The sequence below is a fragment of the Acinetobacter sp. 243_ASPC genome (assembly GCF_001054715.1).
Lineage (GTDB): Bacteria > Pseudomonadota > Gammaproteobacteria > Pseudomonadales > Moraxellaceae > Acinetobacter > Acinetobacter soli.
The window spans coordinates 1-9,999 of sequence record NZ_JVOR01000122.1 but is presented as its reverse complement, the minus strand read 5'-3'; the positions used below and the strand labels follow the sequence as shown (position 1 = coordinate 9,999).

The following is a 9,999-nucleotide window of genomic DNA, read 5'->3' as shown; positions in this document are numbered from 1 at the left end:
AAGCAATCCCGGTTGTAACGAGGCTGATACGGTCGTTTCAGGCGCTTGGATCGAGGCATCCATAAGTCAGCTGCAATCATCCAAGAACGCAGGGTTTCTACTGAAAGATCGAATCCATGTACGGTGGTGAGCTTTTCATGCGCTAAAGTGGGTCCGAAACCATGCAGTTGGTCAGAAACAATATTGAGGCACTTGAGTCTGAGTTCTTCAGGAAGTTTAGAATTGCTGATTTGGCCACGACCGGCATGGGCTAATGCAGCTGGACCTTGGGCTTTGTATTTCTGCAGTAAGCGTCTGATCTGACGTTCTGAAATATGAAGTAGCTGAGCAGCCTGAGATTGAGTTATGCGTTGATCGCAGATTTCCTGCAAGACCGACAATCGTTTAAGTTCTTTATCCGACATAGACACCAACATATCAAACCGTCCGCTAAGGAAATTGCAGAAGTGCATATTCTAAAAGCGGACATTTTTACTTTGGAGAAACCGGACATTTCTATTTTGGAGTTACAGAGAGCCGATAGCTCTCGTTTTTTGATATCGAAACTGCTAAAATTAACATACGCCACTGACGTACATCGAGTCCATGTTATTTATTGAAACCAGCATCTTTACCAAGCAAATTAAAGACCTTGTATCTGATGAGGAATATCGTCAACTTCAACAAGATCTATTGTTTCAGCCAGATAAAGGTGACTTAATCAAGAATGGTGGTGGCATTCGAAAAGTACGTTGTACTCAAGGTAACAAAGGTAAAAGTGGCGGCATCAGAGTAATTTACTATTGGGTAAATGAGGATGATCAAATCTTTTTCTTAGTGGCTTATCCAAAATCTGTTAAAGATAATTTAACGGATAAAGAAACAGCCATTCTGCGCCAACTCGTGAAGGAGCAATTTCATGGATAACAACTTATTTGATGACTTGGTTGCTTCAATCAAAGAAGCTGGAGCTATCAAACGTAAAGAAGTTAAAGCAAGTCGAGTTACAGAACTCGAATTACCTGATATTAAAGAAGTACGGGAAAAAACTGGCTTAAGCCAAAATGAATTTGCTGCACGTCTACATATTAGCCCACGTACCCTGCAAAATTGGGAACAAGGACGACGTTATCCAACTGGACCAGCAGCTACATTGATTCGAATTTTAGATGCTCACCCTGGCCTTATCTAAAAATTAATTAAAAGATGGGAGCTTAAGACTCCCATTTTTAGTTTTGCATAAGGCGTATTATGTTAATTTTAGAAAAACTAAATACTCTTTTGATTTACACGGTTCGACAGCTCTTCAACACTTTCAATACGCTCAGAATAACGATCAGTTAAATATGCTGATTGTCCCCTAGTCAAAAGCGTAAATTTATATAGCTCTTCCATCACATCCACAATTCTTGCGTAGTAAGAAGATGGCTTCATACGCCCATTTTCATCAAATTCTAAAAAAGCTTTTGGGATGGATGATTGATTGGGAATTGTAATCATCCTCATCCAACGACCTAGAATCCGTAGCTGATTAACCACATTAAATGATTGAGATCCACCACAGACTTGCATGATGGCAAGGGTTTTACCTTGAGTAGCACGAATTGCACCTGCTGCCAGTGGAATCCAATCAATTTGAGCTTTTAAAATAGAACTCATCGAACCATGTCGTTCAGGTGAACACCATATCATTCCTTCTGACCAAGCCAAAAGTTCATGTAGCTCTTTTACCTTTGGATGTTCAGTATTTGCATCTTCCGGCAGAGGCAATCCCGTTGGATGAAAGATTTTTACCTCAGCCCCAAAGTGTTCCAATATTCGCCCTGCTTCTTGAACAGCTAGTCGGCTATAGGACACTTCTCGATTTGAACCGTAAAGCAGCAAAATACGGGGTGAATGATCCAGCTCTTTGGCTTGAACTTTGTCTAAAGTCGGTTGTTCAAGATGATTGAAATCTATATTTGGGAGACTCATAGCGTTATATCTCTTTAAAAACTTTTTTTCTAAGCCACAGTGACACACTCACCAAAGCAATCAGTACGGGAACTTCAACTAGTGGCCCAATGACCGTTGTAAAAGCAACTGGTGATGCCAAACCAAACGTCGCAATAGCAACAGCGAGCGCCAATTCAAAATTGTTACCTGCCGCAGTAAAAGAAATAGCCGCAGTTTTTGGATAATCATTCCCCATCCACTTACTCATAAAGAAACTAATGAAAAACATCAGGACAAAGTAAATCGTTAGAGGAATTGCAATTCTGAGTACATCGAGTGGCAAACTGACCACTTCACCACCTTTCAGGCTAAACATAGCTACGATGGTAAATAACAAGGCAACGAGGCTCAGCGGACTAATTTTAGGAATAAATTTGGTTTGATACCAAAGCAACCCCTTTTGTTTCACAAGAATAAATCTAGTTAAAAAACCCAGTAAGAACGGGATACCCAAATAAACCAGAACTGCATGGGTAATCGTCCAGAAGCTGACATTAATGACTTGTGCTTGTACACCAAAATATGGCGGTAAGAAGGTGAGAAATAGCCAGGCGTAGGTACTAAAAAACAAGATTTGGAAAATACTGTTAAATGCCACTAACCCTGCAACATACTGATTATCACCACATGCCAAGCCATTCCACACCAAAACCATTGCAATACATCTAGCCAATCCAATCAGGATGACACCGGTCATATATTCAGGATAGGATTGTAAAAAAATGATCGCTAAAGCAAACATTAAACATGGTGCAATTAGCCAGTTTTGAACCAAAGATAAGGTAAGCGTTCGTTTATCTTTAAACACTTGTGGCAAGGTCGCATAGTCCACTTTGGCCAGTGGTGGATACATCATCAAAATCAAGCCAATCGCAATCGGGATATTGACTGAATCCATACTCATCTGGTCTAAAGCAACAGATGCTTGAGGAGAGAACACCCCAATTCCCACACCTAATGCCATCGCAATGAAAATCCAGAGCGTTAAATTACGATCTAAAAATGAAAGCCTTGAAGTAGACATAATTTTACTCAATATTTGAAATTTTATTGATTTCTGCAATAAGCTCAGAACGAGAAAATTTGTTTATATCTAGTGCAAATAAAGCATCTAGGCGTTTATTGATGTGATCAACTGTCACTAAAAAAGCTTTCAGCTTTTCTTCTTTAGGAAGGTCTAAATGAGATGGGTCAGATAAGCCCCAATGCGCCTTAATCGCTCCCCCTAAGTAAAGTGGACAAGCTTCTTGAGCAGCTTGATCACACACGGTAATCACCACATCAGGTTGATACTGTCCACAGTCATAAATGGTTTTACTTAATAAACCATCAGTAGATAAGCCTAAATTATGTAAAGTCTTAATGGATAATGGATGAACCTGACCTGAAGGATTACTGCCAGCACTGTAAGCTTTCCAACCCTCAGGCGCACGGCTATTGAATAACACTTCTGAAAGAATGCTACGGCAACTGTTACCCGTACATAAGAATAAAAATTTCATCAGTATTACTCGCAATGCACTGAAATTGAAGAATGAACAAGAGGATTGTTCATGATGTCGTCATTTTGATTTGAGATAATGTTTAAAACATCATTTGCCCATTCAGGTAGATTTGGGTTTAAACGGTAATACACCCATTGCCCTTGTCTTTGATCAAGCAGAATGGAAAGATTTCGAAGTAAGGCCAAATGGCGAGAAATCTTAGGTTGGCTGAGTTGTAACTGTTCTGTCAGTTCACACACACAAACACTTTGTTTGGCCATCACTAACTCCAAAATATTCAAACGAGTCGGGTCAGAAAGACACTTAAAGAAATCGGTTTGATTCATTTTCTTATAACTCACTATATTTACTATTGCGAATATACGCATATCCATATATAAATGCAATATTGTTTTACACTGAGAAAAGTCATGTCACAAAAGATTAAGATTTATCATAACCCTGCCTGTGGAACATCAAGAAACACCCTCGAACTTATTCGAAATACAGGGCAAGAACCTGAAATAATTGAGTATTTAAAAATACCACCGACTAAAGAAGAGTTAATTACTTTAATTGAAAAATCAGGGCTTTCTGTGCGTGAAGCGATTCGTAAAAATGTTGAACCTTACGAGAAACTAGAATTACAGCAAGAACATTGGACTTATAACCAGTTAATTGGTTTTATGCTTGAATATCCAATTCTAATTAACCGCCCATTTGTAGTAACGGATCTTGGTATTAAATTATGCAGACCATCCGAGTTAGTATTGGATCTATTATCTGCCCCTCAATTGAATGCATTTAGCAAAGAAGATGGCGAAGTAATTATTGATCAAAATGGTAATAGAGTGAAGTAAAGTTCACGTATTCAATATCCACATTTAACATAATGGACGTTATACGAAACGCATATAAAAATAGTTTTATATTTCAAAAAGTTATGCTATAAAAAAATTGGGACGCAAACCCGAAAAGCCGACTTGGAAACAAGTCGGCTTTTTTATGTTCGATTCTGTAAGCTTTTGCCAATAAAAAATGGAACAACTTTGCAAAATTTACAATTTTGTATTAACATTTTTATATTAACAAAAAGCGATGCAACTATGGAAATTGAGTTTTCATGGGATGAGCATAAAGCAGAAATAAACCTTAAAAAGCATGGTGTAGCTTTTGAAGATGCGACATTGGTTTTTTACGATGCTCATGCCTTATATAAACAGGATCGCTTTGAAAATGGTGAATATCGTTGGCAAGCGATAGGTATGGTACATGGGCAAGCTGTTTTATTGGTGGCCCACACAGTACAAGACCATAATGGGATGGATCATATCCGCATTATTTCGGCACGACAGGCAGAGAAAAAAGAGAGGAAACAGTATGAGCAAAACCGTTACTTACAAAATGGATTTGAATAATCCTCCTGTTTTGTCTGAAGAACAAAAGACAAGACTTGAAGCCCTGGCTAAACGACCAGACAGTGAAATAGACTTTTCAGATATTCCTGAACTTGATGAAAGTTTTTGGAAAAATGCAGTGCAAAATCCATTTTACAAGCCGACTAAACAAGTAACTACGGTTCGCATCGATGCAGATGTCATGCAGTGGCTAAAAGCCCAAGGCAAAGGCTATCAAACACGAATGAATAAAATTTTACGGGATGCCATGCTAAAAGAATTAAAAAATCATCAATAAAAATGGGAGCTTAGGCTCCCATTTTTGACTGCGTATAAGGTGTATTATGTTAATTTTAGATTTACTAAAACTATTTTTTGAGAACTAGGCTGTTATGGGAACTGTAAAGCTCAAATCTTCTGATGAAGTTTTTCAATTAAAAATTAGTCTGCTAGGTAGTGATCCTGAAATCTGGAGAACTATTCAAATTTCATCGGCAGCTACTTTATCTAGGCTCCATAAGGCAATTCAATCTGCTTTTGATTGGGAAGATAGCCATTTACATGAATTCACGACTATTAAGCATGAAAAGATCAATAAAAGACAAAAATTGAAAGAAGTTCTACGTGTAGGTAAAAAAATTATATATACATATGATTTTGGCGATTGTTGGGAACATTTGATTACTGTAGAAAGCAGACAATCTCCTGATTTAAATAAAAAATATCCATGTTGTATAGATGGTCAAAATCATGCTCCATTTGAAGATATTGGAGGAATTTTTGGATATCTTGATATTTTAGATGCATTACAAGACCCCAAACATCCAAGATATGACGATTACATGCAAATTATCGAGGATGAAATAGGAGAGATAGAGTTTGATCCGACCTACTTTAATTCACATGATATTAAGTTTTAAACCTGATTTAACATAAGGGCTGTTATACGAATTCCCAAGGCATGGCTTTTAGTCATGCTTTTTTTATCAAAAGAGTATAGCTGAATGATAGCGAGCCAAATCGCATACAATATCTATTATTAGACTTAATGTAATAATTAAATGATAGTGTTATCATTAATCTAATAGAATTAAGATTAAATGATAGAAATGAATACACGTATTTATCTACGAGCTTCAACTAAAGATCAAGATGCAGAAAGGGCTTTGCAGATTCTTCAGGATCTAAACCAAAACTTGAATTTGGGTGAAACCATTGTGTACGTAGAAAACTATAGTGGTACGAAGTTAGACCGACCTGAATTGAATAAGCTACTGTCAGAAGCAAATCAAGGTGACACCTTGTTAGTTGAAAGTATTGACCGCTTATCACGCCTAACCCAACGAGATTTTCAAGAGCTGAAGCGCAGGATCCAGGAGAAGGGACTTCGTTTAGTCGTAGCAGATCTTCCTACTACCTACCAAATGATTCAAACCAGTGACAGCATTACTCATTCAATCCTGGAACTCATCAACAATATGTTGATTGATCTCCTGGCAACAATGGCTCGCCTAGACAATGAGAAACGTATAGAACGTATTAAGCAGGGCCTGGCACGTTCAGGTTACAAGCCAACAGGTAAGAAAGCCAATGAGGCTAAGCACAAACGAATAAAAGAATTGCTAGCAGCTGGCAATATGACTAAGGAAGAAATTGCCAAAGCAGTGAATTGTGGAGTTGCAACTGTCTATCGAGTTGCTAAAGTTATCTAAAAGCGGACATTTTTACTTTGGAGAAACCGGACATTTCTATTTTGGGCTTACAAAGATTGCTTCACATAAGAGATTTTATGTTAAATCACTGATGTTTGATTTTAGAATAATATTATGAATTGCTTTTATCTCTTCCTCTTTTTGAGCTTGAAACTTTCCATAAGTTGAAAAATGTAAATGCTTATAGATTAAAGGTTTTTTTTCATGAAAAACTTTAAGAGTATGTCCTTCTATTTGTTTAGCATCATTCATCCATGAAAATATAGATGTTTTTTTCATTAATTTAAAAACAGCATCAGAGATAAATACAGCTTTAGTGTGTTCTGAAAAAATGGCTTTATGAATGTATTGTAGATGATTTTTATCAAGATCAGAGCTTTTCAAATCATTTCTACCAGTTGTGGGAAGATGAAGAAGCTCGATAAATGAAATACGAGAAGCATCTTTGCAAGAAAGTCTAATTTTTGAAAATTCTTTATGATATTTTCGCCCATCTCCTTTATATCCATCTAATAAAAAAGGATGATGTACATTGTATTTCTGCCAAAATGAAATAGCATCCTCATGATATTCAATGATTTTAGAAAATATTTTTTGTTCTTCAATATTGGGAGCGTAATTGGCATCTAAGCCAATAAATAAAAACTCTGCTTGAGTAGGACAACATCCCTGATAAGGTTTTTGGCGGAAAGCGTGAATTAGTTTTTCACTTGGATGAACGTTATACATATTTTTATCAGTAGACGTAATGCAAAGAATATTAGTTTATCCGATATAGACACCAACATATTAAACCGTCCGATAAGAAAATCGCAAAAGCGCATATTCTAAAAGTGGACATTTTTATTGGTGAGAATATAGACATTTTGAATGGGTTCTAACAGAGAGCTGTAATCTCTCGTTTTTTTGTTCTAAAACTGCTAAAATTCTTATACGCCATTGACGTACTTGCACCCATGTTATTTATTGAAACCAGTATTTTTACCAAGCAAATTAAAGAGCTTGTGAGTGATGAAGAATATCGTCAGCTTCAGCAAGATCTCTTGGTACAGCCCGATAAAGGCGACTTAATCAAGAATGGCGGTGGTATTCGTAAAGTACGTTGTGCTCAAGGTAACAAGGGTAAAAGTGGTGGTATCCGGGTGATCTATTATTGGGTCACAGAGGATGATCAGATCTTTTTCCTGGTGGCTTATCCAAAGTCTGTCAAAGATAATCTGACAGACAAAGAGACCTCGATCCTACGTCAATTAGTGAAGGAGCAATTTCATGGATAACAACTTATTTGATGACCTGGTTGCTTCAATTAAAGAAGCTGGGGCCATCAAACGTAATGAGATAAAGGCAAGCCGCGTGACTGAGCTTGAATTGCCGGATATTAAAGAAGTACGTGAGAAAACTGGCTTAACCCAGGCAGAATTCGCCGCACGTTTGCATATCAGCGCGAGAACCCTACAAAACTGGGAACAAGGCAGACGCTATCCAACAGGGCCAGCAGCAACCTTGATTCGTATTCTAGATGCGCATCCAAGCCTGATTTAAAACTCTAGGCAATAAAAAAACCCCGACATCCTGTCGGGGTTTTTCGTATTTGGTACTAGGGTCAACTCCTGTCATCCCTCGCGTCCTGTCGCTGATCTTATTGTTGTTATGTGGAACATCCTGTTCTCGATGAACTCATCATAGGAAATTGAGCTGAGTATGGCTATTGGCAATTTTCTTGAATGGCTGTACGCCAAAACGTACATGATTTTATCAGGGATTTATCCCGATATTTGTCCGCAGGAAATGGGGATAATTTCAGAAATGAAGGCCTTTAGAAATCAGGAAAAATTGAAATTTTGAGCATTTTTTAACCGATTTTATTGGCAGAATATGACAAAGTTGCTTAAAAAGCAGCCGACATGTGTCTAAGTCGGTTTTCTAACGATTTTTTAGTCATGACTAATTTTTTAAATATTTGAAAAACAATGAATTTTTATAAGTGGTTTCGCATAAGCGCCATTATGTTAAACATAAGTTAAATGGAGTAAACAACTCAAATTTTGAACCAACTAAGAAGCTTTTAAAATATCATTAACTATATTGTTGGATAAGCTATTAGTTATATGCTTAAAAAAAACGTAATTGAGCCAGTAAATTCACATTTTAGAGGTGGTCCCACATGTTTGAACAACTAAAAGCGTATTTATAAGTGATATTCCGCTCTAGTTAAGCCACCTTGTTTTGTTGGGGTAGCTGATCATAGTAAAACTCATTTGGTGTCATTTTGTCTAGACTCGAATGAGGTCGTTTCAGATTATAAAACTCAAAATATGCACTCAATTGCTTTTTCGCATCTGTGACACTGCTATAAGCTTTGAGATACACCTCTTCATATTTAACGCTCCGCCATAATCGTTCAACCATCACATTATCAACCCATCGACCTTTACCATCCATACTGATTTGAATGCCATTTGATTTCAATACATCAATAAATGCATCACTGGTAAACTGACTGCCTTGGTCTGTATTAAATATTTCAGGTCGACCATATTTTTCAATAGCTTCATTTAATGTTTCTATGCAAAATGTAACCTCCATACTAATCGATACTCTATGCGCTAGTACCTTGCGGCTATGCCAATCAATCACAGCACATAAATAAACAAAGCCTTTTGCCATAGGGATATACGTTATATCCGTAGACCACACTTGATTACTGCGCTGAATAGCCAATCCTTTGAGCAGATATGGATATTTGCGGTGAGCTTGATTAGCCTGGCTTAAATTTGGTTTGCAATATAACGCATTAATGCCCATTTTCTTCATTAAAGTACGTGTATGACGTCGTCCTATATGATGTCCTTGACGATTCAACAAATCACGCATCATACGGCTACCTGCAAAAGGGTATTGCATATGTAACTCATCCATACACCGCATCAGCTTCAGATCTGATGCACTCACAGGTTTTGGGCGATAGTAATAACAACCACGGGAGACTTTCAGCAGCTGAGCTTGCTTAGATACTGAAATCTGAAGTGAGTCATCGATTAACTTTTGTGGTTGAAGCGGCCCAGTTTCTTCAACACACCTTCTAAAAAATCAATTTCTAATGCCTGCTCACCGATTTTTGCATGTAGTTTTTTTAGATCGATGGGTGGTTCTGTTGGAGCTTTTGATTGATCGAAAGCTTGCGAGGAAGCTGAAATCAGTTGATTTTTCCAGTCGATAATTTGGTTTTGATGAACATCAAATTCAGCACTCAATTCAGCAAGTGTTTTTTCTGCTTTAATCGCAGCAAGTGCTACCTTAGCTTTAAAATCATTTGAATGATTTCTTCTTGGTCTACGTGCCATAAAATACTCCATATATTGATGTTTATAACATCATTTGGGGAGCAAAATATCACTTATAAGTGTTGTTCAAATTTCCTGATCCACCTCT

Annotated in this window: 16 protein-coding genes; 9 read left to right on the top strand and 7 right to left on the bottom strand. The window is 37.3% G+C overall.

The annotated features are described in order from the left end of the window. Positions 1–404: helix-turn-helix domain-containing protein (locus tag ADA42_RS16250; protein ID WP_152682193.1), on the bottom strand; the 404-nt coding region annotated here is incomplete at its 3' end. A gap of 181 nt (positions 405–585) precedes the next feature. Here ADA42_RS16250 and ADA42_RS16245 point away from each other — a divergent pair. Then, positions 586–906, top strand: coding sequence for a type II toxin-antitoxin system RelE/ParE family toxin (locus ADA42_RS16245; protein ID WP_004942805.1), 321 nt, complete (start codon positions 586–588; stop codon positions 904–906). Then, entirely contained in the window at positions 899–1,171 is a 273-nt protein-coding gene (gene nadS / locus ADA42_RS16240; RefSeq protein WP_004942828.1) for a NadS family protein, read from the top strand. Before ADA42_RS16245 ends, nadS (ADA42_RS16240) begins: the two co-directional genes overlap by 8 nt. 77 nt (positions 1,172–1,248) lie before the next feature. On the opposite strand, the gene arsH is transcribed toward nadS (ADA42_RS16240), so the two are convergent. From arsH to ADA42_RS16220, 4 genes are read right to left on the bottom strand one after another with little or no spacing between them, the layout of a single operon-like run. Next, positions 1,249–1,953: an arsenical resistance protein ArsH gene (gene arsH / locus ADA42_RS16235; RefSeq protein ID WP_004942830.1), complete on the bottom strand. Its 705-nt coding sequence runs from the start codon at positions 1,951–1,953 to the stop codon at positions 1,249–1,251. Positions 1,954–1,957: 4 nt separating this feature from the next. Next, positions 1,958–2,998 (bottom strand): ACR3 family arsenite efflux transporter, encoded by a 1,041-nt coding sequence (gene arsB, locus ADA42_RS16230; protein WP_004999910.1) that lies wholly within the window; start codon positions 2,996–2,998, stop codon positions 1,958–1,960. Between the two features lie 4 nt (positions 2,999–3,002). Then, a complete protein-coding gene (locus ADA42_RS16225; protein WP_004942838.1) occupies positions 3,003–3,476 on the bottom strand; it encodes an arsenate reductase ArsC in 474 nt (157 codons plus the stop codon). 5 nt (positions 3,477–3,481) lie between these two features. Then, complete coding sequence (locus ADA42_RS16220; RefSeq protein WP_004999912.1) at positions 3,482–3,805, bottom strand: ArsR/SmtB family transcription factor; 324 nt, start codon at positions 3,803–3,805, stop codon at positions 3,482–3,484. 84 nt (positions 3,806–3,889) lie between these two features. On the opposite strand from ADA42_RS16220, the gene arsC reads away from it, so the two are divergent. The 5 genes from arsC (at position 3,890) to ADA42_RS16195 (ending at position 6,567) form a co-directional block, all read left to right on the top strand. After that, positions 3,890–4,318 (top strand): arsenate reductase (glutaredoxin), encoded by a 429-nt coding sequence (gene arsC / locus ADA42_RS16215; RefSeq protein WP_017385235.1) that lies wholly within the window; start codon positions 3,890–3,892, stop codon positions 4,316–4,318. A gap of 246 nt (positions 4,319–4,564) precedes the next feature. Then, positions 4,565–4,876 (top strand): BrnT family toxin, encoded by a 312-nt coding sequence (locus tag ADA42_RS16210; RefSeq protein WP_005086328.1) that lies wholly within the window; start codon positions 4,565–4,567, stop codon positions 4,874–4,876. After that, the gene (locus tag ADA42_RS16205; protein WP_005086327.1) at positions 4,839–5,153 is read left to right on the top strand and encodes a BrnA antitoxin family protein; all 315 of its coding nucleotides are present in this window, start codon (positions 4,839–4,841) and stop codon (positions 5,151–5,153) included. Before ADA42_RS16210 ends, ADA42_RS16205 begins: the two co-directional genes overlap by 38 nt. A gap of 94 nt (positions 5,154–5,247) precedes the next feature. Then, on the top strand, positions 5,248–5,775 hold the full coding sequence (locus tag ADA42_RS16200; RefSeq protein WP_000537572.1) for a plasmid pRiA4b ORF-3 family protein: 528 nt from the start codon (positions 5,248–5,250) through the stop codon (positions 5,773–5,775). Between the two features lie 180 nt (positions 5,776–5,955). Then, positions 5,956–6,567, top strand: a complete 612-nt coding sequence (locus ADA42_RS16195; protein ID WP_004740252.1) for a recombinase family protein — start codon at positions 5,956–5,958, stop codon at positions 6,565–6,567. A gap of 75 nt (positions 6,568–6,642) precedes the next feature. On the opposite strand, the gene ADA42_RS16190 is transcribed toward ADA42_RS16195, so the two are convergent. Beyond that, positions 6,643–7,296 carry a hypothetical protein gene (locus tag ADA42_RS16190; RefSeq protein ID WP_005086345.1) on the bottom strand — a complete coding sequence of 218 codons (654 nt, stop codon included), beginning with the start codon at positions 7,294–7,296 and terminating at the stop codon, positions 6,643–6,645. Positions 7,297–7,523: 227 nt separating this feature from the next. Between ADA42_RS16190 and ADA42_RS16185 the strand changes: the two genes are divergently transcribed. After that, positions 7,524–7,844, top strand: a complete 321-nt coding sequence (locus tag ADA42_RS16185; protein ID WP_000897309.1) for a type II toxin-antitoxin system RelE/ParE family toxin — start codon at positions 7,524–7,526, stop codon at positions 7,842–7,844. Further along, positions 7,837–8,109 carry a NadS family protein gene (gene nadS / locus ADA42_RS16180; protein ID WP_005086343.1) on the top strand — a complete coding sequence of 91 codons (273 nt, stop codon included), beginning with the start codon at positions 7,837–7,839 and terminating at the stop codon, positions 8,107–8,109. Before ADA42_RS16185 ends, nadS (ADA42_RS16180) begins: the two co-directional genes overlap by 8 nt. Before the next feature lie 669 nt (positions 8,110–8,778). Here nadS (ADA42_RS16180) and ADA42_RS18190 read toward each other — a convergent pair. Then, a protein-coding gene (locus ADA42_RS18190; RefSeq protein ID WP_100833519.1) for an IS3-like element ISAba14 family transposase occupies positions 8,779–9,923 on the bottom strand; the annotation gives its coding sequence in 2 pieces (ribosomal slippage) (positions 8,779–9,659 and positions 9,659–9,923; 1,146 coding nt in all). Positions 9,924–9,999 lie beyond the last annotated feature (76 nt).

Excerpts from the sequence above, each read along its gene's own strand:
- nadS (WP_004942828.1), top strand. The coding sequence starts at position 899 with ATGGATAACAACTTATTTGATGACTTGGTTGCTTCAATCAAAGAAGCT.
- ADA42_RS16200 (WP_000537572.1), top strand. The coding sequence starts at position 5,248 with ATGGGAACTGTAAAGCTCAAATCTTCTGATGAAGTTTTTCAATTAAAA.
- ADA42_RS16195 (WP_004740252.1), top strand. The coding sequence starts at position 5,956 with ATGATAGAAATGAATACACGTATTTATCTACGAGCTTCAACTAAAGAT.
- ADA42_RS16245 (WP_004942805.1), top strand. The coding sequence starts at position 586 with ATGTTATTTATTGAAACCAGCATCTTTACCAAGCAAATTAAAGACCTT.
- ADA42_RS16190 (WP_005086345.1), bottom strand. The coding sequence starts at position 7,296 with ATGTATAACGTTCATCCAAGTGAAAAACTAATTCACGCTTTCCGCCAA.
- nadS (WP_005086343.1), top strand. The coding sequence starts at position 7,837 with ATGGATAACAACTTATTTGATGACCTGGTTGCTTCAATTAAAGAAGCT.
- ADA42_RS16205 (WP_005086327.1), top strand. The coding sequence starts at position 4,839 with ATGAGCAAAACCGTTACTTACAAAATGGATTTGAATAATCCTCCTGTT.
- arsB (WP_004999910.1), bottom strand. The coding sequence starts at position 2,998 with ATGTCTACTTCAAGGCTTTCATTTTTAGATCGTAATTTAACGCTCTGG.
- arsH (WP_004942830.1), bottom strand. The coding sequence starts at position 1,953 with ATGAGTCTCCCAAATATAGATTTCAATCATCTTGAACAACCGACTTTA.
- ADA42_RS16220 (WP_004999912.1), bottom strand. The coding sequence starts at position 3,805 with ATGAATCAAACCGATTTCTTTAAGTGTCTTTCTGACCCGACTCGTTTG.
- ADA42_RS16185 (WP_000897309.1), top strand. The coding sequence starts at position 7,524 with ATGTTATTTATTGAAACCAGTATTTTTACCAAGCAAATTAAAGAGCTT.
- ADA42_RS16210 (WP_005086328.1), top strand. The coding sequence starts at position 4,565 with ATGGAAATTGAGTTTTCATGGGATGAGCATAAAGCAGAAATAAACCTT.
- arsC (WP_017385235.1), top strand. The coding sequence starts at position 3,890 with ATGTCACAAAAGATTAAGATTTATCATAACCCTGCCTGTGGAACATCA.
- ADA42_RS16225 (WP_004942838.1), bottom strand. The coding sequence starts at position 3,476 with ATGAAATTTTTATTCTTATGTACGGGTAACAGTTGCCGTAGCATTCTT.